This is a genomic window from Weissella sp. ESL1177, assembly GCF_058107185.1.
In genome coordinates, this window is sequence record NZ_CM176591.1 from 1,993,146 (window position 1) to 2,019,326 (window position 26,181).

At 35.6% G+C, this 26,181-nt stretch carries 31 protein-coding genes; all 31 read left to right on the forward strand.

The features are described from left to right. Window positions 1–3: 3 nt before the first annotated feature. The 31 genes from AC3B5D_RS09705 (at window position 4) to AC3B5D_RS09855 (ending at window position 26,135) form a co-directional block, all read left to right on the forward strand. Window positions 4–426: an ArpU family phage packaging/lysis transcriptional regulator gene (locus AC3B5D_RS09705; RefSeq protein ID WP_489840604.1), complete on the forward strand. Its 423-nt coding sequence runs from the start codon at window positions 4–6 to the stop codon at window positions 424–426. Between the two features lie 737 nt (window positions 427–1,163). Continuing rightward, a complete protein-coding gene (locus AC3B5D_RS09710) occupies window positions 1,164–1,343 on the forward strand; it encodes a hypothetical protein (RefSeq protein ID WP_489840241.1) in 180 nt (59 codons plus the stop codon). Then, window positions 1,340–1,882: a GNAT family N-acetyltransferase gene (locus AC3B5D_RS09715; protein WP_489840240.1), complete on the forward strand. Its 543-nt coding sequence runs from the start codon at window positions 1,340–1,342 to the stop codon at window positions 1,880–1,882. Before AC3B5D_RS09710 ends, AC3B5D_RS09715 begins: the two co-directional genes overlap by 4 nt. Window positions 1,883–2,223: 341 nt before the next feature. After that, window positions 2,224–2,529 (forward strand): hypothetical protein, encoded by a 306-nt coding sequence (locus AC3B5D_RS09720; protein ID WP_489840238.1) that lies wholly within the window; start codon window positions 2,224–2,226, stop codon window positions 2,527–2,529. Then, on the forward strand, window positions 2,516–3,007 hold the full coding sequence (locus AC3B5D_RS09725; protein WP_489840237.1) for an HNH endonuclease: 492 nt from the start codon (window positions 2,516–2,518) through the stop codon (window positions 3,005–3,007). Before AC3B5D_RS09720 ends, AC3B5D_RS09725 begins: the two co-directional genes overlap by 14 nt. A gap of 164 nt (window positions 3,008–3,171) precedes the next feature. Further along, window positions 3,172–3,573, forward strand: a complete 402-nt coding sequence (locus AC3B5D_RS09730; protein WP_489840236.1) for a phage terminase small subunit P27 family — start codon at window positions 3,172–3,174, stop codon at window positions 3,571–3,573. Window positions 3,574–3,575: 2 nt separating this feature from the next. Continuing rightward, on the forward strand, window positions 3,576–5,516 hold the full coding sequence (locus AC3B5D_RS09735; RefSeq protein WP_489840235.1) for a terminase large subunit: 1,941 nt from the start codon (window positions 3,576–3,578) through the stop codon (window positions 5,514–5,516). Continuing rightward, complete coding sequence (locus AC3B5D_RS09740; protein ID WP_489840234.1) at window positions 5,506–5,700, forward strand: DUF1056 family protein; 195 nt, start codon at window positions 5,506–5,508, stop codon at window positions 5,698–5,700. Before AC3B5D_RS09735 ends, AC3B5D_RS09740 begins: the two co-directional genes overlap by 11 nt. Next, on the forward strand, window positions 5,700–6,899 hold the full coding sequence (locus tag AC3B5D_RS09745) for a phage portal protein (protein WP_489840233.1): 1,200 nt from the start codon (window positions 5,700–5,702) through the stop codon (window positions 6,897–6,899). The genes AC3B5D_RS09740 and AC3B5D_RS09745 overlap by 1 nt, the downstream gene beginning before the upstream one ends. Further along, window positions 6,883–7,590, forward strand: a complete 708-nt coding sequence (locus tag AC3B5D_RS09750; RefSeq protein ID WP_489840232.1) for a head maturation protease, ClpP-related — start codon at window positions 6,883–6,885, stop codon at window positions 7,588–7,590. Before AC3B5D_RS09745 ends, AC3B5D_RS09750 begins: the two co-directional genes overlap by 17 nt. After that, window positions 7,574–8,785, forward strand: a complete 1,212-nt coding sequence (locus AC3B5D_RS09755) for a phage major capsid protein (protein ID WP_489840231.1) — start codon at window positions 7,574–7,576, stop codon at window positions 8,783–8,785. The genes AC3B5D_RS09750 and AC3B5D_RS09755 overlap by 17 nt, the downstream gene beginning before the upstream one ends. A gap of 62 nt (window positions 8,786–8,847) precedes the next feature. After that, window positions 8,848–9,186, forward strand: coding sequence for a head-tail connector protein (locus tag AC3B5D_RS09760; RefSeq protein ID WP_489840230.1), 339 nt, complete (start codon window positions 8,848–8,850; stop codon window positions 9,184–9,186). Continuing rightward, window positions 9,176–9,532 carry a phage head closure protein gene (locus tag AC3B5D_RS09765; RefSeq protein ID WP_489840229.1) on the forward strand — a complete coding sequence of 119 codons (357 nt, stop codon included), beginning with the start codon at window positions 9,176–9,178 and terminating at the stop codon, window positions 9,530–9,532. The genes AC3B5D_RS09760 and AC3B5D_RS09765 overlap by 11 nt, the downstream gene beginning before the upstream one ends. A gap of 104 nt (window positions 9,533–9,636) precedes the next feature. After that, complete coding sequence (locus tag AC3B5D_RS09770) at window positions 9,637–9,948, forward strand: hypothetical protein (protein ID WP_489840228.1); 312 nt, start codon at window positions 9,637–9,639, stop codon at window positions 9,946–9,948. Next, entirely contained in the window at window positions 9,945–10,313 is a 369-nt protein-coding gene (locus AC3B5D_RS09775) for a DUF806 family protein (RefSeq protein ID WP_489840227.1), read from the forward strand. Before AC3B5D_RS09770 ends, AC3B5D_RS09775 begins: the two co-directional genes overlap by 4 nt. Next, the gene (locus AC3B5D_RS09780; RefSeq protein ID WP_489840226.1) at window positions 10,313–10,975 is read left to right on the forward strand and encodes a phage tail protein; all 663 of its coding nucleotides are present in this window, start codon (window positions 10,313–10,315) and stop codon (window positions 10,973–10,975) included. The genes AC3B5D_RS09775 and AC3B5D_RS09780 overlap by 1 nt, the downstream gene beginning before the upstream one ends. A 65-nt stretch (window positions 10,976–11,040) precedes the next feature. Beyond that, window positions 11,041–11,601, forward strand: coding sequence for a hypothetical protein (locus AC3B5D_RS09785; RefSeq protein ID WP_489840225.1), 561 nt, complete (start codon window positions 11,041–11,043; stop codon window positions 11,599–11,601). 26 nt (window positions 11,602–11,627) lie between these two features. Further along, a complete protein-coding gene (locus tag AC3B5D_RS09790; RefSeq protein WP_489840224.1) occupies window positions 11,628–11,834 on the forward strand; it encodes a hypothetical protein in 207 nt (68 codons plus the stop codon). A 24-nt stretch (window positions 11,835–11,858) separates the two neighbouring features. Continuing rightward, window positions 11,859–17,147, forward strand: coding sequence for a phage tail tape measure protein (locus AC3B5D_RS09795; protein WP_489840223.1), 5,289 nt, complete (start codon window positions 11,859–11,861; stop codon window positions 17,145–17,147). An 8-nt stretch (window positions 17,148–17,155) separates the two neighbouring features. Then, window positions 17,156–17,974 carry a phage tail domain-containing protein gene (locus AC3B5D_RS09800; protein ID WP_489840222.1) on the forward strand — a complete coding sequence of 273 codons (819 nt, stop codon included), beginning with the start codon at window positions 17,156–17,158 and terminating at the stop codon, window positions 17,972–17,974. Next, window positions 17,974–19,056, forward strand: a complete 1,083-nt coding sequence (locus AC3B5D_RS09805) for a phage tail protein (protein ID WP_489840221.1) — start codon at window positions 17,974–17,976, stop codon at window positions 19,054–19,056. The genes AC3B5D_RS09800 and AC3B5D_RS09805 overlap by 1 nt, the downstream gene beginning before the upstream one ends. After that, window positions 19,049–20,161, forward strand: coding sequence for a GH25 family lysozyme (locus tag AC3B5D_RS09810; protein WP_489840220.1), 1,113 nt, complete (start codon window positions 19,049–19,051; stop codon window positions 20,159–20,161). The genes AC3B5D_RS09805 and AC3B5D_RS09810 overlap by 8 nt, the downstream gene beginning before the upstream one ends. A 14-nt stretch (window positions 20,162–20,175) precedes the next feature. Continuing rightward, window positions 20,176–20,574, forward strand: coding sequence for a hypothetical protein (locus tag AC3B5D_RS09815; RefSeq protein ID WP_489840219.1), 399 nt, complete (start codon window positions 20,176–20,178; stop codon window positions 20,572–20,574). Continuing rightward, window positions 20,574–21,626: a BppU family phage baseplate upper protein gene (locus AC3B5D_RS09820; RefSeq protein WP_489840218.1), complete on the forward strand. Its 1,053-nt coding sequence runs from the start codon at window positions 20,574–20,576 to the stop codon at window positions 21,624–21,626. The genes AC3B5D_RS09815 and AC3B5D_RS09820 overlap by 1 nt, the downstream gene beginning before the upstream one ends. Before the next feature lie 16 nt (window positions 21,627–21,642). Beyond that, window positions 21,643–22,005 (forward strand): hypothetical protein, encoded by a 363-nt coding sequence (locus tag AC3B5D_RS09825; protein WP_489840217.1) that lies wholly within the window; start codon window positions 21,643–21,645, stop codon window positions 22,003–22,005. Next, complete coding sequence (locus AC3B5D_RS09830; RefSeq protein WP_489840216.1) at window positions 21,998–22,132, forward strand: XkdX family protein; 135 nt, start codon at window positions 21,998–22,000, stop codon at window positions 22,130–22,132. The genes AC3B5D_RS09825 and AC3B5D_RS09830 overlap by 8 nt, the downstream gene beginning before the upstream one ends. 13 nt (window positions 22,133–22,145) lie before the next feature. Continuing rightward, the gene (locus AC3B5D_RS09835) at window positions 22,146–22,376 is read left to right on the forward strand and encodes a hypothetical protein (protein WP_489840215.1); all 231 of its coding nucleotides are present in this window, start codon (window positions 22,146–22,148) and stop codon (window positions 22,374–22,376) included. Then, complete coding sequence (locus AC3B5D_RS09840; protein ID WP_489840214.1) at window positions 22,377–22,688, forward strand: phage holin; 312 nt, start codon at window positions 22,377–22,379, stop codon at window positions 22,686–22,688. Continuing rightward, complete coding sequence (locus AC3B5D_RS09845) at window positions 22,675–23,769, forward strand: GH25 family lysozyme (RefSeq protein WP_489840213.1); 1,095 nt, start codon at window positions 22,675–22,677, stop codon at window positions 23,767–23,769. The genes AC3B5D_RS09840 and AC3B5D_RS09845 overlap by 14 nt, the downstream gene beginning before the upstream one ends. 82 nt (window positions 23,770–23,851) lie before the next feature. Then, on the forward strand, window positions 23,852–24,826 hold the full coding sequence (locus AC3B5D_RS09850; protein WP_489840212.1) for an Abi family protein: 975 nt from the start codon (window positions 23,852–23,854) through the stop codon (window positions 24,824–24,826). Between the two features lie 553 nt (window positions 24,827–25,379). Next, on the forward strand, window positions 25,380–26,135 hold the full coding sequence (locus AC3B5D_RS09855; RefSeq protein ID WP_489840211.1) for a C39 family peptidase: 756 nt from the start codon (window positions 25,380–25,382) through the stop codon (window positions 26,133–26,135). Window positions 26,136–26,181: the final 46 nt, after the last annotated feature.

A 26,181-nucleotide genomic window follows, 5' to 3' on the forward strand; every position in this document is an offset into this window, starting at 1 on the left:
TTGGTGCTATTAGATACAGATGATCGAGAGTTAAATCAGCGGGCAACAATTGCTAATGTGCGTGAGTTCTTTGAAAAAGAATGGCCAACTATTCGTGTCCAAGCTCGCGTTAGTTGGGCTGGTACTAAGTCTCCTGTTATTAGTGGTATGCCAAGAGCCAGTATGATCAACAATGCTAATGATGATAAGTTCTCGGCACATGCTCAAGCGACTAAATGGGTCGATGGTGTGATCCAAGCATGTCAAGGTATGACCCAACCACACCGACGCTTCTTAGAGTTACGTTATTTTAAAGACATGGAATGGTTAGATATTGAAGCTCTGACTGAATATTCAACAAGGCGTGGTGAACAGATTATCAATGAAGCGTTCGTGATGTTTGCATATGGGTTTATTGATATATATGATTTTCGAGTATGGCGTTGATTTAGTTTAGCGCTTTTTTATTTTCATTTGTTTTTCGTTCGATGTACAAATGCCTTTATATCAACGCTTGTTTATTTTCCGTATTAACCTTTTATATTTACGTTCGATTTTCGAATGAATATTTTTCGCATAAGATGCGGATAAGCTTCTAATATCGTGCGAGCATATTTCAGTTAATCAGTCGTAATATAGTAGTATCGAATAATTAATAAATAGCAAGTGTGGCGGAATAGGTAGATGCTAAAAGGGGTGGTACATGAGGTATCATCATGTTAGGTGCAAATCCTAACCGCTTGCATACCACAAACGAAAGTATTAGTTAACTGTTTCGATTATTATATTTCAGGGCAGAATACTAGTTATTAACTTTATTAATAGTTGTGGATGAACGATAGAAACTAACATAGTTATCAGCACAAGGTGCGTTACTATCGTTTGCAATAATAGGTGATCACGATTCTTGATTGTTATCGTGCAAGGTTCGAATCCTTGGCTATTGCATACATATAACATCAAGGTTATCCAATAAGGTAGCCTTGGTGTATGTTTAATTTTACTTTATAATTACTTGATAAAACGTAAAAAGCCTTTATTTTGCTGGATTTATTAAGTATTTTACTTTGTTTTTACTTGATCAATTACTTGACGAAGGTGTTGAACAAAAGTAAACTTAACTTAGTTAATGAATTATGTTAATAAACATAGTTTTTAAACAAAGATAGAGGGAGGGTTTTAACATGGCAACTTTATCAAGTAGATCTTTTGATTTTCATTTGGATGATAATGATTTTAATCGTCTTGACAAAAAACTTAAAGGACATATTTCAAAGAAGAGAAAAAACGATTTACACAAAATTGGTGATAAAATGCGCGCTAACTCTAAAAATATTGATATTAAGGTTGGATATAAAAAGTGAAGTTAATTTTAGTCCCGTTGAATAATATTGATATTAATATTCCCAAATTGATTTCAGAGTTTGCTACGCAGGAAAAAGAACTCATTGATGCTTTTTTAAAATCAAGTCTTTTAGATTATGAAGAGAATCATTTGCTTAATACAAAACTTTTAATTGATGAAGAATCCAATCAACTAGTTGGATTCTTTTCTTTGAGTACTACTACTGTTAAATTGACTTCTAATTATAAGAAAAGACATCATGTTCTTAGAAGTGGGACGTTTACTGAGTATCCAGCCCTTAACATAAATTATTTTGCTATCGATGGTAGTTTTCAAAAAAAGGGCATAGGTTGGGCGCTAATGAGAATGGTTTTTAAAATAGCCATTCATGTTTCTGATAATTTAGTTGGCTTTAATGTATTGACGTTGACAAGCCTTGATTCTGCACTAGGTTTTTATAAACACATAGGATTTGAAGAAATTAATAGTAATAGTATGAAAAACGATCATCAGATGTTACTTACAGTTGATGAGATAAAAGAAATGGTAGCAGAATAATATATTTACTTGTCGTAAGGTGGCAGACTTTGTCTGTTGCCTTTTTATTTTGCACTGAAAAAGGAGTATTGACATGAAGATTGGGTTCTTAAATTTATTAACGACTATATTTGTTGGTTGTAAGTTGTTTAACGTAATTAGCTGGAGCTGGTGGTTGGTATTCGCACCAACGATATTGAACGTGTTGCTAACGCCAGTATGGATATTTATTGCAGCATTTTGTGTTTATTTGAAAGATGAATGAGGTGAATACATGTAAATGATTAAAGATGAAGAGTATGGATTAGTATCCAGTTGGCAGGAGCTAAAGATACTAAGACGATTAAACAAGGAGGTTAATCATGCACGCAAATCTAATAAGCAAGGTACGACAGGCAAACGCAAGAAACATTAATCATTCACATCAGCCACATATCCGTATTGAGATAGATGACATAGAGGATGTGCCACTTATTTATGTTGACGGAAAACGCCGATTTGATCTTTCAGTTGATGAAGCTTTAGTCAATTTAAAGTATGAATGGCTATCAAATGGTGCAAATAAAGAGCCAAAGAGTTTAGACATCAAATATATTGACTTAAAAAGTGAAGTAGAGAAATATCGCAAATTTGGTATTAGTAATATTGCTACTCATGCCAAGAGTTAAACAATGTCGTAAAGTTGGTTGTCATCGGTTAGCCACACAAGGGCGAGCTTATTGCAATGAACACCAAGAGTTAGAAGAAGCGCAACGTAATCGACATGATAGGTATCTAACTAGAAGATACAACAAGTATGAAAGAAACAGGAACGATGTCAAACAAAAGCAGACTTCTTTTTATAAGACTAAGCAATGGGTTGAACTACGTAAAGCAGTGTTAAGTCGAGACAACTACTTATGTCAGTATTGCCAAGTACAAGGTCGTGTCACACCAGCAAAGGTTGTTGACCATATTGTGCCTGTTGAGTATAACCTTAAGAAGAAGTCAGATGTTGCAAATTTAGCGGTGATTTGTGGCCGATGTCACTCCAAAAAAACAGCTTGGGAACAAAATTATTATGGCACAGGAAAAAACAATAAATTAAAAAATGTGCCGCAAATTAATTCAATTAATACCCTAGCAAAAATGATAAATAATTATTAATCCCCCCTAGGTATTGATTAATAAAGGAGCGCACACAGTTCGTGTTCTTGTAAAAATTCTGGATTTTGAAAACTTTTTTTCAAACAAAAAACGCCCAATGCAGGCGTTATTAGAAGAAATATTAGAAAAAAAGGGGACGGAGTGTTTTGGAAAGGAGGTAACGGATGACAGAAGGACTTTCAAATGCAGCTCCTAAATATTTAGAAGGGGAGGCACGCAATTTATGGCGTAGATTGGTACCAATTTTAAAAGATAATTTTGATATTCAACTTCTTGATAAAACGATTATCGAGAGTATTTGTATTAATTACGACATTTTACGACGAAGCTATGCGGAAATCAATGATGAGAATGGAGTAGGTATTCATTATTGGTCAGAAAGTGGCATGCTGAAATCAAATCCAGCAATTGCAGATATTGATCGGGCTAGCAAAAATATTAAAGCTGGCTGTGAAGCATTAGGAATGACGCCTAAAACACGTTCTGAAATCATGGCGTTAATGGATGATACTTCAGATGATGATACAGATTTTATGGAAGAACTTAAAAAGATGGCGGGAGCTTAGTAATGAAAAAGATAGACTTAACTAGATCTCAAGATATTTTAGGAACTTTTTTAACTTTTGATTCATCGTTTATAAAAAATAAATATACTGACGAGGCTACTCGGTATGCCTTTGACGTTTTAGAAGGTAAACAAATAGCTGGGTATCAATTACAATTAGCTTGTTTAAGACACATTAGAGATTTAATGAGAGTTGAAGAGGGGGACCCTGAATTTCCCTATTTATACAGCAATGAAAAGGTTAAAAGTATTTTGACATTTGCTTCTTTGTGTCCAGATCCTGATGCAGGTAAGCCGTTACCACTAATGCCCTGGCAAAAATTTATTTTGTGTCAATTGATCGGTTGGCGAACCGTTGGACGCGATGATAAGCGCTTTACATTAGCTAGTGTTAGTGTAGCGCGTAAACAAGGTAAAACCTATTTTGCAGCAATTATTTTAGCCTACTCTTTCTTATTAGAAAGCATTGGGATGCATAACCAAGATTTTCTAGCTGCTGCTAACACGTCTGACCAAACAGCTAAATTATATGGTTATGTAAGCGACATGATTGGCTTGTTGATTGAAACACAGCCGCTATATCATGAATACGCCAAGCGGACGGGGGTTATTGTACAGGAAAAACAAATCATCGCTAAGAAGGTCCGTAATCGTTTGGTTAAGGTGTCAAATGAATCTGGTAAATACGATGGTTATCATTTTACAACTGCCGTTTATGATGAGGCAGGCGATGAAAAAGCAGGCAAATACACCTCTCGAATAACAACAGGTCAACAAGATGTGCGCTATCATCAATTCATTAAAATCTCAACGGCTTATGAATTCTTAGGAACGGAATTTCATAATGGGTTGAGACGTGGCCAAGAAGTGATGGAACAAGATTGGAACCGTGAGTATGATTATGAATTATGGTTAGTTTGGGCTCAAGATGACGAAAATGAAGTTTATCAACCCGAAACGTGGGAAAAATCAACACCATTGATTGGTATGTCTAGTCGCCATGATTCAACCATTGACTCATTGATGAAACTGCGTGAAAACATGATTACGCAGGGAAAATTAGCAGAGTTCCAAAATAAGTCCATGAATATTTACCTGCAAGATTCTAGTCGTAGTTATCTACGTTTAGCTGATGTAGATCGTGCGATAGTTGACAAATTTGATATAGACAGGCGACAAGTTTACATCGGGTTTGATTATTCAATGATGTCTGATAATACTGCAATTGCTTTTGTTTATCCTTACAAAGATAAAAATGGTCAACCTAAATGGCATATTGAGCAACACTCATTTATTCCATGGGAGAAAGCAGGTTCAATTGATGCCAAAGAAAAGCAGGATGGATTACCATATAGAAAGTTAGCTGAACAGGGTTATTGTACGATTACTTCACATCCACAAGGTTTAATTAACGATGATCAAATATATCGATGGCTACTTAATTACGTTGACGATCATTTGTTAGATGTTCAACTGTTTGAATATGATGCAATGGGTATGACGAAATGGTCACAACAACTGGAAATTAACGTTGATTGGCAGTATATGCCGGTTAAACAAACCACACCTTTTCTAATGCACCCAACTAAATTCTTACAAACAGCTTTTGTCGAAAATTCAATTACAAGGCTTGATGATAAGGTTATGGAAAAAGCTTTATTAAATGCCGTCGTAAAAGAAGATAAAGTTGGGATTCAAGTTGATAAAGACAAGGCTACATTAAAAATCGATGTTGTTGACGCTATTATTGATGCCCTTTATCAAGGAATGTACCATTTTGATGAATTTGCAGATATCAACGATCCGAAGAAACGCGTCGAAAATATGCCTAATAATGCTAAAGCAGATTGGTTATTTTCTGAAGAAGGTGGCATTATGACGGCTGAAGAGCTTTCCAAGCTTGAAAAAGAATTAGCAAATTTGGAGGTAGATAATGATTTTTAAAATATTGATTAAAAGCATTTGGAAAATTTTAGACGTTCTATTTTTTATGGCTGGTGCAATTACATTTAATTGTGCCGGCTTTTATTTTGGACGTCCGTTTGGATTCATAACTTTAACGATAACTTTTATCATGTCAGGTATTTTGGTTGAGCAATTACAATCAGCTAAAGGAGGTGATGCCTAATGCCCTTATTTAGACCGCCAAAAATTTTTAACGACATAAGCGGTAAGAAACAAACAATGGGTGTTACAACAAATGGGTTGCCAATAGAAAGCAATAACGTGTTAGATAGACTAGGATTAAATGGCGAGTACGTTAGTGCTGCTAAAGCGCTACAAGACTCGGATATTTACGCCATCATTTCTCGGCTAAGTTTCGATTTAGTGTCAGCTAATTTAAACGCCAATAAGGCAATAACTACTAATTTGTTGAAACATCCAACACCAGTTACCAATTATTTGTCTTTTTGGCAGTCTACATTTACCCAATTATTACTAGGCGGTGAAGCATTTGCCTATATGTGGCGTAATCGTAATGGCAAAATTACCAAACTTGAGTATTTAAGACCAAGCCAAGTACAACCGATGCTATTAGCTGACGGGTCCGGATTAATTTATAACGCAACTTTTGATGAGCCAAAAATTGGCTTTATCCAAGGCATACCAAACACGGATATGTTGCATTTTAAATTAATGAGCACAAATGGAGGGAAAACAGGAATTAGTCCGTTATCTGCGTTGTCTAAGGAACTAGAGATTAAGCATGAAGCAAATCGATTGTCGCTAGCGTCTTTAGCTAAGTCTGTTTTTTCACCTGGTATTTTAAAAGTTGGTGTTGAAAAAGAAGGCTTGCAAGGCGCTGCCTATAAAAATGCTTTGAGTCGTTCATTTATGGAAAGACTTAATAATTCTAATGGTGGACCTATTGTTTTAGATGAATTAGAAGAATTCACACCTTTTGAAGTAAAAAATGACATTTCAAAATTATTAGCTTCAACCGACTGGACAAGAAATCAAATTGCTAAAGTTTATGGCGTTGATGATAGTCAACTGAATGGTAATGGAGATCAACAATCTTCTATTCAAATGCAGATGGATCAATATATTAAAAGTCTTCATCGCTTTTCAATAGCCATTGAAGCCGAATTAAGTGAAAAATTTCAGGATGATGTGCAGCTAGATTTACGGTCCGTCTATGATTTGTTAGGTAGTAATACAGTAAATGAAGTATCAACTTTATTGAATAGTGGTGTCCTTACATCGGGAGAGGGTAAGTTTTTGTTGAAACAAAGAGGTTACTTAGCAAATGATTTTCCTGAAATCGCCGAAACTAATCCACGTTACTTAAAGGAAGGAGGTTCAAATATTGACAACAACAATTAATTTAACTGGACCAGTCATAGGAAATGATTCAAGCTGGATTTATGATTATCTAGAAATAGACTGTATTAATTTGAATAAAATAAATGAAGCATTAAAAGATGAAGCAGAAGAATTAATTATTAATTTGTCATCAAATGGTGGCGAAGTAACAGCAGCCAGCGAGATATACACAATTTTACGCCAAGCCACAGCTTCAATTAAAATTAATATATTAGGAATGGCAGCTAGTGCAGCGTCTGTGATTGCTATGGCCGGAGATGAAATTAACATATCTCCGACAGCTCGTATGATGATTCATCAAGCAAGTATAGTTGATACTGGAGGTAACACAGATGATTTAACTCATATGGCTGATGTATTAGCAGTTACGGATCAATCAATTGCGCAAGCATATATTGATAAGACTGGTCTTTCTGAAGAATCTATTTTGAACTTAATGAGTAAGGAAACTTTTTTTAGTGCCAAACAGGCAGTTGAAAATGGCTTTGCGGATAATATCATGTTTGCTGAAGAAAAAGTTATTAATAATATTGGAAATGGTTCATTATCCAATAATGTGATTAATAAAGTCGGGACATTATTAGCAACTAACAAAACTATCGAAAATAATAGTAATGAATCAAGTCGTCTAGCACAAAAAAGTGCTAAGGCGGCTATTTTATTGGAGGAATTTCATGGAAAAAACAATTAATGAATACAATGATGATTGGATTGCAGCTGGACAAAAAGTTTCAGATTTACAAAATAAGGCATCTAATATGGTGAACGATGATTCGGTCAGCGTAGAAGATGTGACACAAATCAATAACGATATCAAAACTGCTAAGGCAAAGCGTGATTTAGCTTATAACAATTTAGTTGATGCACGAGCAAATGCCGTTTCAAAAATGAATAAAGAGGAAGTAGAGACTTTAAGCGATCCTGAAAATGAGCTAAAAGATGATTTTATCAATAATTTTAAAGGAATGATGCGCAATGATCCCAAGGTTGTGAATATGGTCACTTCATCAACAGATGAAAGTGGTCATGCAGCAGGATTGACCATTCCAGAAGATGTTCAAACGGCCATTCATCAATTAATGCGTCAATATGATTCTTTGGAGCAATATGTTACTAGTGAATCAGTCACAACAACCGCTGGTAGTCGCGTTTATGAAAAGTTTTCCGAAGTGACGCCTCTTACGGAATTAGATGATGAGGCCGGTTTGATTGGCGATAATGATGATCCAAAGTTAACTTTGATTAAATATACAATCAAGCGGTACGCTGGAATTAGTACAGTTACTGATTCGTTATTAAAAGATACTGCCGAAAATATTTTGGCATGGTTGAATACGTGGATTGCACGAAAAGTCGTGGTGACACGTAACCAAGCAATTATTGCAAAAATGAATGCAGCACCTAAAAAGCCAACACTTACTCGTTTTGATGATATTAAGGACTTAGAAAATAACACGTTAGATCCAGCTTTATTATCAACATCATTCTTTATTACTAATCAATCTGGTTTTAACGCTTTATCAAAAGTTAAGAATGCACAAGGTGATTATTTAATTCAACCAGATGTTACTGCACCGGAAACCTATCGTATTGGTGGTAAAAAAATTGTTATGATTGCTGATTGTTGGTTACCTAACCCTTCAAAAGGGGTTATGCCACTATATTTTGGAGATTTAGCACAGGCGATTACCTTATTCGATCGTGAAAACATGTCTTTGTTATCAACTACTATTGGAGGCGGCGCCTTTGAACATGATTTGACTAAGGTTCGTGTCATTGATCGCTTTGACGTTGAATCCACTGATGCAGATGCGCTAGTTGCTGCTTCATTTAGCTCAATTTCAGATCAAGAATCAACTGTTAAGACAGTAGCACCAACGGCTTAAAAAGGTAAATGTCGCTAATAAATGCACAGTACCAAATGGGGCGGCAAGTTAAGGAGTAGCATTTGTCCGAAAATATTGATGATCTATTAAAAGATTTAAAGCTGTCATTACGTTTAGATGGCAATGAAGATGATCCTCTTCTAAATATGTATTTAAAGTCGGCTCGAACATATATTGTGAGTGCCGTTGGTGAAAGTGAGAGTTTTTATCAATTAGATGGTGTTGTTGATTTATTTAACACAGCCATCATTGCTCAAGCAAGTGGCTATTATACTGCTAGGACTGCCTTATCTAATATGCCATTAACGCCGGTAAATTTTACAGTTAATTCAATTATTAGTCAGCTAAGAGGTAAATATGCCGTATTTATTGAGAAAGATGGGGTGAAAAATGAAAATTAATCCTTATGAATTCACTCAACGGGCTGAGTTTGGAACTTATGAAAAAGGTTCTTATGACGCAAATGGGCAGGCTAGTTATCAGTTTAATTTACAATTCAAACTATGGTTTGGCTTTCGCCAACAAACTTTAATGCAACAATATAATTTAGAGGGATTAGAAATTAGGCATACTAAGTTAATTGCTATTAGGCATTCTGATAAGGTGTTTGAAGGAATGTATTGTCGGATTAAAGATGCTATTTATAAAATTAGTTCAATTAGTGCTGATGAGCGTAATGGTACTGGTTTAAATGCTTATGACGTTCTAACTATTCAGGCTATTTCGAAGAGAGGTGTGTCAACATAGAAGATTTAGAAGAACAATTCAATCATCTTTTACAAGATTTAAATGGTGCTGTTAATTTAACAGTCGAAGACCAACAAAAAATTACTCGTGCTGGTGCAAAAGCAATGAAAAAGATTGTTGCTGAAGAAACTAGAAAGAAACACTATAAAGCAGGGCGAGATACCTCGAAAATAGAACATTTGGCAGATTCAGTCACTAGTGGTCGAATTGAAAAAACAAGAATTGATGGATCATCAGCGGTGGGCTTTTCGACAAAAGATATTAACCATGCTAGAATTGCACGCTTTTTAAATGACGGCACAATTAAACGTCCAGGTGATTCATTTTACGACCAAGCAGTGACTGTTGCTAGTATTCCTGTTTATGAAGCAGAAAAAATAGCATTAGAAAAGGTTCAGGAGAAAAACAGCTTATGAGCTTGCTAATAGAGGCTTATGATTTGGTTAAAGCCCATACTAATTGGGTATCAAAAATATTTTTAAATGCAATAGACACTGATCAACTAAACAAAAATGAAACATTAATTTTAATTAGGAATAGCAGTGGTTTACCAGCAAGCTATGGCAGTAATGAATTTCATATTTATCAAGGAAACATTCAAGTTCAAATATTTTTGGGCTTAAATGTTTCTTTTGATTTAGAAGAAAAAATGATGGGTTTGATGCATGAATTTAATTTAGCTCACTGGCAAATTATTGAAGTCAAACCAACTATCCCTGACCCGGATACTAAACAATTAACAGCAACAATTATTATCAGTAAATCAAAGGAGGCATTTTAATGTCATTAGGAATTAATCGAGCATGGGTCGCTCTCATCGATTACGAAACAAACAAAATAATCACAGGTATTGATGGCATCAATGGTGATGCTAACGACAAAATTGGTATTTTCCAAGCCGATGTGAAAAGTGCAATGGGATTAACTGGATTTAATCTAACTAACATGGCCGGAAGTCAAACTGATATCTATGGTTCAAACCGAGTAGTTTGGGTATCAAATGGTAAGGCTGCTCCTCAAGGTGTATTAGCAGCCAATGCTTTCCCACACATGATTTTAAACAAGACATTGGGTCGTAAGGATAAAGGTAACGGTGGATTTGAGGCTGCTGGTCAGAACAAAGCATATACTGCAATTTTAGTTGAATCAGCAGAATCATTTGACATTGAAGAGCCACTTTACGTTGGATTTTATAAGGCAATTGGAACTGATCCTTCACAAAACATGCAGACAAATAATGCCTCAGAACAACGACAAACTGACGATATTACATACAAAGGTGTAGAACGCGGTGAAGATGGATTTGGTGCTTGGTACTATCCAGATATGCCGGCGTTTTCAAAGCAACACATGTTTGAAGACTTCTTTCCAGGAGTAGATGTTAGTTCTTTCACAGGAGTTACTACTGGTGTGCCTAACACAAATACAGAACAAGCAGGATAAAATCATATTATTTGGTTGCTTAATTCGTTTAAGCAATCAAATACATAAATTTAGGAGGCTAAAAAATGGAAGCATTAGCAATTAAAGGTTCAAATGAATATTTTGGTTTACGTGAAGGCAAGGTCATTAAGTTAATCGCCACACAGAAAATGTATCGACAAACAGTTGCCTATAATCGTGACTTAACTAAGCAAGATATTGAAGATGCTAAATTACAACAGCAAGTTTTGAAGTATTCAAGAGATGTCGAACAACTGACTAATATGCTTGACGATGTTCGTTTAAGTGATTTAACGGATGAAGAAAAGTTTAACCGTATGGACGATTTGCAAAAAGCTTTAGATAGTAAAGTCAATCCAATGGCTGATGGCGAGTATTTATTGCGCGATGTAGATCGCTATATTGATATGCTTGATCTTTCAGTAGATTACTTACACGAAGTCTTAGATACTCAACTAACTGATAAGCAAATTGCTATTATTGATGAAGCAAACGGAACTAACACTATTAAATTAGCTAGGCAGGTTACACAAACTATTCTAGGTTTACAAGATGACAAGTCCGAAGAAAAACAAGAAGATAATTCAGAGGACGAAGTGGGTGCTGAGGAAACTTTAAAAGATTAGTTGATAATTATAATTTTTGGGATAACTTGCTGAAAGATTTAGATTATTCTGAGCAACAAGCTTTGTATTTTTTACACATGCCACCTTCTGAATATGAGAATCAACCTTATTTAAGAATGATGGAAGTATTAAGTGCGCAATCAAGAGATGATCGACCAATGACTGGACGTGAATATTTGAAGCAAATCAATATGACACCTGAAGAAGCTAACAATGCTTTAAGAAGAAAATAATAAGGGAAGGAGGATAAAAAATATATGGCAATGATTACACGAGAAATGGCTACTCGTCTAACACTGGATACTTCAAACGCGCAAAGCGCATTACGTGACTTTCAAAGAGAAGCAACTTCTACAACCCGCGAATGGAAATCAACGACAAGTCAATTAAAAGCAGCAGGTGATTATGCAGGAGCAGCTGCTGAACGACTTAAGGGACTTGGTAATACAATAGGCGTTCAGAACCAAAAAATTTCTTTATTAAAGACAGCTATAGAAGGCGTTAATACTAGCACTAAAAAAGGGACTGATCTTTATAACTTTCTACAAAAAGAACTTGAAAAAGCTGAACGTCAATTAGGTTCTTACACTGGTCAACAAGAAAGAGCAAATTCTGCAAATCGATATTATCAATCAGGATTAGCTGAATTAAATCAGAAATTACAAAGAAATTCTGAAATTATGGCGATTAGAGAGCAACGCTTACAAGCTCAAGGTCGCGAAGAAGCTGCTACCCAAGTTCATGTTAATGGGTTGAAGTCATCACAAGAAAGTTTAACCAGCATTTTAAAAATTCAAGAGTCCGAATTAAATCGGGTTGCTAGAACAGTTGGTAAAAATTCTGATGCTTATCATACACAATCTATTCGAGTTGAAGAAACTAAAAAGAATTTAACAGAAAGCAGTGGTGAACTAAAACGGTATCAATCTGGCGTAGTCCAGGGTGAACAACGGATTAAAGATTTAAACGCCACGATTACAAGAAATAACGATCTGTACCAAGCTAATGCGCAACGCTTAGAAACAATTGGTGATCATAACGGTGCATTAACTGCTAAGTTAGCTGGTGCAAAATCAGCATTTTCAAAGCAAAATGATGTTTTAAAGGAAAACCAGTCACAATTACAAAAATTAGAAAGTGCAGAAAATGTTAGTCGAGATGCGATCGAGAAGCAACGGGTTACTGTTGCTAAAGCAGAAGCAAGGTTAGCTGGGTACCAAAAAAGTGTCACTGATGCACAAAGAGAAGTTGACCATTTAAATCCGTATGGCTTCAGCCGTTGGTCACAAGGAATGAACGAAGTATATCGGCAAAGTAATAAAATGTCTGACAGCATGCACAAAGGATTTGAAAAGGCTAAAAGTGGTGCTATTTCAGCTTCCATTGGTGTTGGTATGCTAGGAGCTGCCGCTCTTAAAGGGGCTAAGATGGCTTCAGAGTTGCAGAATCAATATAATACCACCTATAACTTGTTGGTTACAGGTGGTGAGAAAGCAGCAGAAGCAACAAAAAACGTGACTAGAATGCAACAAGAAGGTCGGGCTATGTCTGTGCAATATGGCGTGTCACAGACAAAGATTGCTGCTGGTTATCAAGAATTGGTAAAGCGTGGCTATTCTTCTCAACAAGCTTTAGGAGCCATGAAAACGATGCTACAAGGTGCAGTCGCTTCAGGAGACGACTTTAATGATGTCGTGCATAACTCTACGGCAACGATAGAATCTTTTGGTATGAAAGTTAATTCTGTAAGTGGTATGACTAAAAATACCAAGACTGTTGTTAATGAAATGGCCTATGCAGCGGATTTAACGGCAACAGACTTTGGTGGATTAGGAAAAGCCATGGAATATGTAGGGGCAACTGCTCATACTAGTAAGTTTTCTTTAGCCGAAACTTCAGCTGCAGTTGGTGAGTTATCTAATAGAGGTCTTGAAGCTGATAAAGCTGGAACTGGCTTACGTAAAGTCATGAATTCATTAGCTACGTCAATTAATGTCATGGGAAAAGGCAGCGACGGTAGCTCTAAGCAAGTTACTAACTTGAATAACCAAATTCAAAAACAAACATTAGCGCTTGCCCAAAATGAAGAAAAATTAAAGAGTGATCCCAAAAACCGTAAGGAAATTACTAATCAAATCGATAAACAAAAGTTATCGATTGCACAACTAAACGAAAAGGTAGCAGAAGCTAAAAATGCCCCAGCTGCTACTGATATGTTGAGTAAGTTAGGTATTAAAAAAGATGAATTAGTTGATGCTAATGGCAATATGAAGTCACTAGCTGATATCATGGCAGTTTTAAAAGATCATACACAAGGTATGAATACGGTTGATAAAAACGTTGTCTTCAAAACATTATTTGGAACAACTGGTCAACAAGCAGGTATTATTCTGAGTGATAATGCAGAAAAGTTATCAGATTTAACAGATAAAGTAAAAAAATCCGCTGATGGACAAGGCTATGTGGCTGAGTTATCTAAGCGGAATATGAAATCTGTAAAAAATGAAATGAAACAGTTTGAAGAGGCTGCAAACGGTGCTTTGATTATGATTGGTAAAGCAATGCTGCCAACATTGCGAGATGCTTCTATTCAATTGGCTAAAACCTTTAATTCAAAAGAAGGGCAGCAGGGACTTAAAATTTTAGCTAGAGGTGTTGCCGATTTGTTTGGTGGTCTTGAGACTGGTGTTAAATTTTTAGCGACCCATACACAAGAAGTTAAGGTATTCGCAGCTACTTTAGCAACTCTATGGGCAGTTAATAAAATTGGTAAGTTTATTAACGTTGTTCATGACGCTAAAAATGCGTTACTTGAATTTAAAGAAGCTAATGCTGCACTAGATTGGACTGGCGGTAATTCTGGTCAAACCTTATTTGGCCGAAAATCCGGGAAGAGTTCTAAAGGGCCTAAATCAGCAATAGAAACTAGTTCAGAAGTTGGCGAAACTGCAACAGATTCAATAACAAGTAGTGCTGCTAAGGCTGCACCTTCAGTTGGTAAAATTTTGATGAAAACAGCTGCTACTGGTATCGGTGGTGGTGTCATTTCTGGAATTTCTGAAGCAGCTAGTAATAAACCAATGCACGAAAAAGTAGGTGGCACTATTGGTGGTGGTGTCGGAACAGCAGCTGGAATGGCAATTGGTGGTCCTTTAGGTGCAATGCTAGGTGGAACTATTGGTCAAAAAGCTGGTGAGCTATTGAGTGATGCTGTCAGCAGGGGTATTAAAAAGAAACCAGTAAGCATCAACTTCGAAACTCGTACTACTGGTATGAAAAAGTTAGACAAAGATTATCAAGGATTTATTCAAAAGTTAAACCGAAAGCTGATTATTGCACCAATGTTAGATACCAAAGGTTTGAGTAAGAATAAGCGAGAAATTAATAAAACATTTTCAGATATGAGTAAATCAATTGATAGTTTCTACAAGAAAAAGCAAACAGCTTCAAAGAAAGATTTGGATATCTTAGTTAAGAATGGTGCTTTGACCAAAAAACAGGAAGATAAGATTTTAAAAAATAGTCAAAAATCTGATCTAAAGCAACGCAAAGATAAGCAACAGCTACTTAATAAAATGCAAAATGATAGTAATCAATATCATAATCAACTGCAAAAAATTGCCTCTGGAAGTACAGATAAGTTGAAAAAATTGGATAAAAATTCAACCCAATATCAAAAAGAGCAGCAACGCGAGCGTAAAATCGCCACTAACAAATATCAAAAATCAACTGAAATAGATGAAAAACGTTTTGGCGATGATATGAATAAAACAACACGCACTGCCGGGATAAAGCAACGCGATATTTTGAATGATTTAAAGAATAAAAAAGGCAAAATTTCTCATGAGGAAATGACAACGGCCATTGCCAATTCAGCTAAACAAAAAGATACTGTCGTTAAAGAAGCTGATGAGACTTATAAAAAGGCTGTTAATCACGCGAAAAATAAACGAGATGAAGTTATTAAAAATGCTGATCGTGAGTATTATGAGAATGGTACTATTTCAAAAAAGCAACATGATGATATAGTTGGAAAAGCCCAAACGACTTATGAAGAATCAACAAAATCTGCAAAGAAACAAAAAGATGAAATCATTGGACATGCTTCTGAGCAACACAAAAAAGTAGTTGACGAAGCGACTGCTCAAGCCGGCGAACATGCAAGTGCTGTCGATGATGAAACTGGTAACGTCGGTAACACTTGGAATACTTTTGTCAGTGACATAGCTGATATTTGGAATGGACTTATTGACGGTGTTAACTGGCTATTAAAAGCGATTGATAAAGATCATCCAGGTCATATTGATAAGTGGAAGCCTGGTAATTACCTCAGTGCAAAATATCGAAATAAGGCAAGAAATAGAGCACACGCACAAGGTCATCAAGGATTGCCAACAGATGAGTTAGCACTTGTTGGTGAAGAAGGCTTTGAGTTAGCTCATGATCCTCAGCAAGGAATTTTTGCTTTAGGTACTGATGGACCAGAAATTCGTCAACTTAAAGCGGGAACTTCAATTTTGCCGCACAATTTATCAAAGCAATTCATGAAGATGACGGCTGGATTACCAGCACATAAAAATGGTGTATCTGGTTTAATTGATAATGCGTTTAATTGGACGAAAGATATGTTTAGCGATGTCGGCAAAATTATAACTGATGGTCCGGAAAAAGCATTGAAGATGATAACTGATAAAATTGGTGTTGATAAATTTATTAATAATTATAGTCAATCTGGTACAACAGCTTTTGTTGGTGCGTCAAGAGGTGGTATTCACACAGTAACTAATGCTTTACTGGATAAGTTAAAGGGTATCTTTAAGAAAGCTGAACAAGATATTAATGCTACTGATGTTGGCGCTGGTGGTAATTGGCGTGAGCAAATCGAAAAAGCAGCTAAAGAAGCTCATGTTGATTTAAAATCTGGTGATTTAAATGCCATTATGGCACGCATTAATAAAGAATCAGGTGGACGACAAAATATTAAACAACAAGTTTACGATATTAACATGGCTAGTGGTAATCCGGCACAAGGATTACTGCAATATATTCCACCTACATTTAAATCATGGGCAGTAGCTGGTCATACGAATATCTTAAGTGGCTATGATCAATTAATGGCCATGTTCAATGATTCAAATTGGGCAAGTGACATCCGTATGCCTGGTGGCTGGGGACCAACCGGTCATCGGCGTCTAGAGAATGGCGGTATTACAAATCAGCATCAAATGGTTGAAATTAGTGAAGGAAACTTACCAGAAATGACAATTCCACTCTCTAAGATGAAAGATAGTCGAGGTTATGAATTACTTGGTAAAACTGTTTCGATGTTTGCTGCTCGTGATAATTTAGGGACTTCTAATAACAGTGAAAGTCAAACGGTTAAAGTGTTAGAAAACAAAGTCGAAAAGATGATTGATTTATTGAGTGCAATTGTTTCAAATACAGCTTCGGATAAGCAGGTGGTTCTTGATCGAAATACATTCTATCAAAAGCAAAATAATGATAGGCGCCTTGCAAAGCGACAAAACCTTAATCCAGGATATTAGGAGATAAAATGGGAAACTTTTATATTAAAGAAAATGGTCAATCAGAAATTGATTTGACACAACATTTACCATCTTTGAACTATTTAGATGGCATTTTTACACCTAATTTTATTAATACGTATCAAGATAACACGGGGACCGATGGCAGTAAATTAATTTCTACTGCTGTTGGTCCTGGTTCATTTAAAGCTCGCTTTTTTATGCCTGCAGATAATTATGCTATGCATACCTTATTAAGGCATGAGCTTTATCAATATTTTGGTCAAAGAGATTTAATTAGGATTAGAACTAGTGACGATGCTAGTAAATGTTTCTATGCTAGGCCTGCATCATTCGAGTTAAATAGTCTTGAACAAGGAAATAATGATTTTCAATTTGAGATTCCTTTTGAAGTACCAAGTGGTTATATGTACTCAGTACAAAGAAGTGATGAGTTAACCGATGAAGGCATGTCGTTAGGCATGAACTTACAAGCAAAAAACTATACGTATAAACATTCTGAAAATGAATTTATTATTTATAATGCAAGTGATATGTTGATTGACCCTTATTTTCAACGTCATGATCTTAAAATTATGATAACAACAAATGGACCACTTACAATTAAGAATACAACCAACAATACAAGCTGGTCATATAAGGATCAATTAAACAACAATACTAAATTAGTTATTGATGGCGTAATGACTTATAAAGACAAGATAAATGATTCTAAAAATACTGACTTTGGATTTATCAAACTAAACAAAGGTGAAAACAATATTGTTGTGTCGGGTGCTACACAACATGAGCTTACTTTTAGTTTTCCTTTTATTTATTTAGCCTGATGCTTAATGAAATAGTGAAAGTAAAGACAAGGGACAGCACCCAAATTGAGCCCTTGCAAAGTATTGATTGGCCAAGTTTTCAATATGATGAACAAGTTAATACGCAAAGGCAAATAACCTTTGTTGCAGCAGATGATGGTTCGGAAGCGTTTTCGCTAATTATAGAAAATAATTTGATTGAGTTTCATGGTCAAGATTATCTTATTGAACAGTTAGATCACACGTACTTAAATGGTTATGCGACGATTAACGTTACAGCAACACATATTTATACTGATGCTCATCGAATTATGAAATATCAACAAAATGAAGGCGTTAAAAGTTATCAAATAGCTGATGTTCTGGATTATTATTTTGCTGGTAATAACTTAGGATTTACAACAAGTGTCATTGGTGATTTTCCAAGTCATGAAATAGAGAACCTAGGCGGTGAATCCGCGTTTGATGGGTTAACTAAAATTACTAGTACGTGGCCTGATGCCATTATTTATCAGGATAATCGCCATATTACCGTGTACCAGCATGATAAGTTAGCAAGACAAAATGGTCATCGCATTAGTTATGGCAATAATAGTGACAATATACAGTTGTCAACAGACTTATCTGAAATAGTTAATTCAATATACGTCGTTGCTACGGAAGACGATAACAATAAGCCTTATTTTGCACCACACGTTGTCAAAGATGATGAATCTGTTAGAAAGTACGGAGAATGGCCTGGTGAAATATTCAATGATGAAAGATTTAAGTATATCGAAGCAGCAGATGCAGCAGCTAGAAACCAAATGATTTTAAATCCACCGCTAACTGTTACTGTTGATTATCGAGGAGATATAATTCCCGATATTTTAGAAATTGTTCGCTTTGAAATATTGCAAACTGGTTATACAACTGATATTGAAGTATATGGTATTAGTGCCCATCCTTTTGATGACTCTCAACCAGCAACGATTACATTGAATTCGTTGAAGAAGAATATTGTTGATTATTTGAATATGCAACAACGGCAACAAAAGGAAAAACAGGTTAGTAGCCCACAAACTAACATGTGGGTAGTTGGGGAGGTGCTACATCATGCTTAATGGTATTGATATCTCGAACTGGCAACCAACGATTGATTTATCAAAAATAAGTGCTGATTTTGTCATTATCAAGGCAACCGAGGGCATTGATTATCTTTCGCCCGCATTTAAAAATCAATACCAACAAGTTGTTGAAACTAACAAATTGTTGGGCTTATATCATTATGCAGATGGTTCAGGAGCAGAGAAAGAAGCCCAGTACTTTTTGGATAATGTTAAAGATTACATTGGTAAAGCTATTTTGTTTTTGGATTGGGAAAAGGACGTTTTAACACAAGGCGCTAGTTATGCTAAAACATGGCTTGATTATGTTTATAGTCAAACTGGTGTCCGACCACTGATTTACATAAGTAAATCGGTGACAAGTAAGTATGATTGGTCATCTGTTGCTAAAGACTATGCTTTATGGTGTGCTCAATATGCTGATAAAAATCCAACTGGCTACCAAGATACCCCTTGGACTGATGCACTGCCATTTGGTGACTGGTTGTTTCCAACAGTTTATCAATATAGTTCAACTGGTAATTTAAGTGGTTACGATGGTAATCTTGATTTGGATAAATTTTATGGCGATAAAACTGATTGGTTGAATCTTACTAAGTCAAATGATGATGACAATCATTCTGAGCCAGATAAAGATAAAACAGCGATTGTTCAATATGCAGACCCTGATGGTCATCGTGCCTATGCATTAACCCATTGGCAGGCGATTGAAGAAAAACCTGAAATAGTGAGTAAAGAAGATTTACAGCTCTATGCCTTGAAAACTGACCTACCTCAAAAAGTTGCTTTAATCAAAGGAACACTTAACCTGACTAACGGATTGCCAATTCTCAATTATGCTTACAACGATAAATTTGTCACATTAACACTGGTTGGTTCGGTTGCTAAAACAGTACCAAATATGCAAGGTGATACGCAAGTTGGAACACTGACAGCTAACATTCCTAAACCACCATTTGATGTCACTGCGTCATTAGTTGATATTTCCAGTAAGTCCAATATGGGACATTTAAAAGTGCAACCTGATGGCGCATTAATCATTAACATGACAGATGTTTGGAATGGTGATTGGATTTCAGGCACAGTTAGTTATGCAGTGTAAAAGGAGGCAATGAATTGAAGTTAAATGATATTATCGATCGAGTAAATCAGTGTAACGGAGAGATACAGTCTTTATTTAAAGTACTAAATTACATGGCAATGATTGAAAATGTTCCTGTGGAAGCAGAAAATTTAAAAATTGAGCAATATAATGAATCAGCATTCTCATTAATTGAGAATGCTTTTAATTTACTTAAGAGTAGGATTAATCAATTAATAAATGTTTGTGCAAAGTATAACTTAGTTGATTTAACTGGTAATCGGCCTCATGTTGTTATCTTTAATGGGGCAAATGAAGTTGAAATCAATACGCTAGTGATTTTTTATAATCGCAAGTTAAATGAATTCGAGAATTCAATTTTTAAATTACAAGAAATATTTAAATTAAATGGATTAGTAAAGGAGAGTAATTAATGGCAGAAATGCAAGGTCGTTATGCGATTATTAACACGCAATTAAATATAACCGAAGCCACTCTAGTAGAAGGTATGTCAGGGCGTCAAGGTGATGATGGACGAGTCGTCTATTTTGCGTTAAAAGATGGTAATTTACCACATAATTTAACAGGACAAGATGTGTCTTTAGAGATTAAAGATAGTATCGGAAAAATTAAGGTCATGCATGGCATTTATGACATGATTTCAATTGAAGGTGGATTGTTTTCAATGTTAATACCTAATGAATTTTACCAGGCGGCTGGTGATATTGAAGAAGGGTATTTGAAAATTACAGATGACACAGGGATAGTGATCACTACTGTGCCAATTACATTTACTGTTAGAGGTAACGGCGTATTATTGACAGCCAATGCATCAGAAACTTTTATTGATACCATAAAAAAAGCGATTGCTGATGCTGATAAATTAATTGCTGATTTAAATGGGAGAATTGATCCACAAAGAATAGCTATTACGACGTTACAACAGTCAATTGATGAAGCAACTAAATTAATTAATAGTAAACAAGTAGCTATGCAAAATTCAGCCAATGTCTTTAGTGATAACAACACTTTCAATAAAGATGTCACGGTTGAGGGTGCTTTACATGCTAAAGCAGACACAGCTGGTAAGGCAGATAGTGCTAAAACTGTTGATCCAACCGCTGTATTTAATAACACGTCAGTTAAGCATGAAACAACAGTTAGTCTATTAGATGGTACTTTACACTTGATTAGATACGGCAATACAGTCACGGCAAAGTTTAATAATGCCGGTAGTACTATTCTGTTTAACCAATTTGCTGGTTTGATCCCTGCTGGTAGTATTCCAGCGGGTTATCGTCCCATTGATTTCGCCGCCCTTAGCTTAGAACAAGCTGATTGGCAGACAGGACGTAAGGCAGGAAATATTTGGATATATGCGGATGGTTCAGTTATGAGCCGTTCAACTTATAACAAGAACAGCACTGATAGCAGTGTTATTTCAATTTATGGCACGTATCAAACGGCTGATGACATGCCAAAATAGAAAGGAAGTTTAACAAATGACACAAGAAGTAACTTCGTGGTCAGGCTATGACCCCGTAACATTTCAATACAACGGTATGCGGCTATCGGTTGAACAACCAGCTAATGCAACGGCTGTTGGGATTGATAATTTAATTAATCCAGTCTGGAACCCAGCATTGAATAAATGGGAGGGTGCAGATTTGGCTAAGCAATTAGTTGACTTACAAGCTGACGCTGAAGCATCTGAACAAACACCCTCAACGGAAACGTTGCAACAAGACATTGCCAACCTGACGTCAGCAATAGCTAAGGATAAAGTAACAAATACAGCAACTATTGCAAGCTTAATGAAAGCAGTTGCCATACTTAAGGCACAAGGAGGAACAACCAATGCGTGAGATGGTCATTGAATATTTTAAAATGGGGTACTTTAACGAGACTGATTTAGCCTTATTTATACAGGCACAATGGTTAACTACTGATGATTACAAAGAATTAACAGGTAAAAATTATCAACCAGCTTAAGGGAGGTGAGGCAATGCATGGATTTTGGCCACATGACTTACTCGGTTGGTTTACCGTAGGCTCTATCTTGTTAGGCGGGTTGTGGGGGGTGTTGAAAAATACAATTGTTAATTCTATTAACGGGTTACGCAGTGATATATCTGATTTAAGAAACGAGTTGAGACATGCGAATAACATCACGGATAATCACGAAATACGCTTAACGAAACTTGAAACATGGAAGCATGATCATTGGGAGGTTTAAATGCTAAAAAAATTGAATAATTCGCTTAAGAATGCAGACGGCACTTACTCAGGAAAGGTAATTGCAGGTCTGCTTTCTTTATCTATTGTACTAGTTCAACAATTGTTTGCTGCCTTTGGCATCAAATTTACAGGTGACTGGAATGCAATCGCTGCTGTTGTTAATACAGTTCTAACTATCTTAGGAATGTTAGGTGTGGTATCGGGTGGCGGTGTTGTTGAAACACCAACAACCACTCAAGAAAAAACAGACGAACCTGTTAAAGTCACCGAAGTAGCAGATACGACAGGAGGTTCAAATGAACAAAATTAAAACCACTATTTTAGCAGTTGGTGCTGTTTTGGCGCTAGGTGGTGTTGGCGAAACAACCGTTCATGCTGATACACCGCGTGTGGATATGGTGGATGTCTCAAACCATAATGGACAAATGACTGCACCTGAATTTACCTATATGCGTAATAATTATGGTATTAAAGCTGTCACAACTAAAATCAGTGAGGGCGTTGGTTATCACGATTACACCGCAAAGGGTAACATTGCAGCTGCTGAACAAGCTGGCGTATACATTAATGGCTATCACTATTTGCATGCCACCACAGTCGCTGGCGCAATTCAAGAGGCTGATTATGCTGTTAATATGGCGAAAGCTGACGGCTTGCCAGTTGGTGCTGTTTTAGCGGTTGATATTGAGAATCAAGATCAAATCGCGATGGGTCGTGCAATGCAACCTGTTGCTAGAGCGTTTGAAAGCGAAGTCGCTCGGACTGGTGGGTATCGCTCAACAACTTATACAGGCGGTTCAGCAATTTCAGTAAGCCCTGACGGTGAAAAAGCGTGGATAGCAGCATATCCATATGTGCCGACGTCAGCAATGCATCAATATAGTACAGAACATTCATGGCAATGGACTTCAAGTCAAACATTTGCCAGCTCATTGGGACGTTTTGATGCTTCAATCTTGTATGATGATTACTTTACAGCGGGTACTGATAAAACGGCTGTTGTGCCTAATGTGACACCAGATACTCCCGTTGTAAATCACGATACATCAGCAATCCACCAATTTAAGAATGCTGGTAATCGTTTTACGGCTTACAAATCATTCAAGGTTGATAAGATTGCTTATGTGAACGGCATGTGGCAAGCTATCAATTACGATCTTGCAGGTGGCAAAGATGCCAGTTGGACGACCAATGGTATTCCGTTAGCTATGCTTGATAATTTAACTCATGGTAACTACCGTGCTACACAAGTTGGTGACACGGTTAGATTCATGGCTGGTTACAATTACGGCACAATTGATCAATACGACAACAACTCAAATGGTGCAGGTATTGTTGAAGGACGTTATGGCAACGTCTGGTACAACGCTGATGCATTATTAGCTAAATAATTAATTAAGACCTTACTCATTTATTTGGGTAAGGTCTTTTTTGTTGTATAATAATCATTAAAAAGTTAGTTGAGAGGGTACTATGGCAGATAAAGGGAAGCCTATTGATGGGTTAATGAGGCATATACGTGATGAACATAATATTCAAATAGGAGGCTCAAAAAATAAAAGATCCTTAACTAATATGGGATATTATCATGGGTATAAAGCATACAGATTTAAGGGGAATAATCGAGAATTACTTCCAATTGATAATTTTTCACAGATAGAGGCTATACATAAATTGGATAATGATTTAAAAAATTTACTTTATCCAATATTGATGCGATATGAAACTTCTTTTAAAAACAATTTAATAAATGTATTGGTATCGCACAGTAAAACCTTAACTGATGATATTATTGTTCACAAACTAAATGAATATAAAGAACATACAGGTGATGCACGTAATAAAATAATGCAGCACAATTTAGATTTTAGAAAAATTATGTATCAAGCTTTATCCGGCGCTTATGGCAATAATCAAGCAGTAACTCATTATTACAATCATGATAAACCTTTACCTATATGGGTTGTATTTGAGGTATTGACATTGGGTAAAATAGCTACATTTACATCCTTATTGAATACAAATACTAAAGTATCATTTGCAAAAAGTTTAGGTATTTATGATGAAATCAATGATCCAAAAGCAAGGTTATTAGTTGAACATATTTATATTATTAATAGTCTAAGAAATTCTGTTGCGCATAATAACATTATTTTTGATGGTAGGTTTAAAACACGAAGCATTAAGCAGAAGGTTACAACTGATTTAGCACATAAATTTAACGTTGCTGAGCAAGAGGTTAATTTTAATACAATTACTGATTATTTTGCATTATTGATTGTTTATGATAAAGCATTTAAAACTAATAAAACAACTTTAAATCATTTAGTTTCGGAATACTCTAAAATAATTGAAGAATTTAGAGAAAAAATTGGGCCAGAAATATTTAGTTCTATTTTTGGAACTAATACCAAAGTAAAAATAAAAGCAATCACTGAATATATATAGATTAAAATATTGACTATCCACAATAATGTTGATAGTATAGTACCAAGGATTGGGGTCATACTTATATGGTATGACCTAAGAGTGGTTGATGCGTCAACTGCTTTTTTATTTTGTTAATAATAATTAATCCCCACTGGTCATTACGACTGGTGGGGATTTTTTGTGTTAATATAGATTGAATTAACGTGTTGGATATTATTTTAGCAATAACACAAAAATTTATAAATTCCCACAACATTCCCACATTTATGCGTATTAAGTACTGGTATATATACATTTACTCTTTCTAAATAATAATGAATCACTTAATCATTTTTTGATATGATTAGGTGGTTCTTTTTTGATTTTAGAAAGTCAACATCGAATGACTGATTACGAGAAAATTTTTGTATATACGACGTTCAAGAATTTGTGTTAGTACATTGTTATTGTTAGTCAAGGGCATTTGAATAACCACGATTAAGTATCATAAGCATCTTATTTCTAAGATATTGAATTTTTTCATATATAATGACTATAAGGTTAGATTATTAAAAAGGGTGGGGGTAAGTATATGGATAACCAAAGGGGGCATCGGCAATTAAAAAAATCAGTGAAATTTTTCTTGATTTTAATACTTGCTTTTATAGGTATTATTTTTATTATCCAGCAACATCATCATACACAACAGCAATTACTAGCGGACAAATTATCTGTCACAAAACGCAATTTAAAGAAAGAACGGCATCAAGTGGATGCTTTACAAGAAGCTATGAAAAATCCGATGAAAAGTTATGAGTTTAAAACACGAAAACAATTGGCATCAAAAGGACTAAATAATAACTTAATTCTGCAAACAGATGAAAGATGGGCAAACAAACCTTATGGCTGGGGCATCTATACGACAGTTGATAAGAATGCCTGTGCGATTGCTTCGTTATCAATGATAAATGCATATTGGAAACACACACCATTAACAGTTGATAATGTGTTGCAATGGGCGAAAAATGATTACTTTACAGATGCAGGTACATCATGGACAATTTTTCCAGCATTTGCGAAAAAATATGGCTATCACTATAAGGACTTGGGCACGGATATTAGTCATGCGACAATGTATTTGAAACAAGGCATACCAGTTGTTATTTCTGTCAAGCCGGGAAAATTCACGACAGTTGGGCATATTATGGTACTCTCTCATTCTGATGGGGAAAATATTCGTTTGCTAGATCCTAACGATGATGCAAAGAAAAAACATTCATTGACAAGTTTTTCGAATAGTGAAATACAACAAAATTTAACACATATTTGGGTGTTTACGAATAAATAAAAATAGAAAACCAGGAGATTATTGTCATAAATTAGACGATAATTTC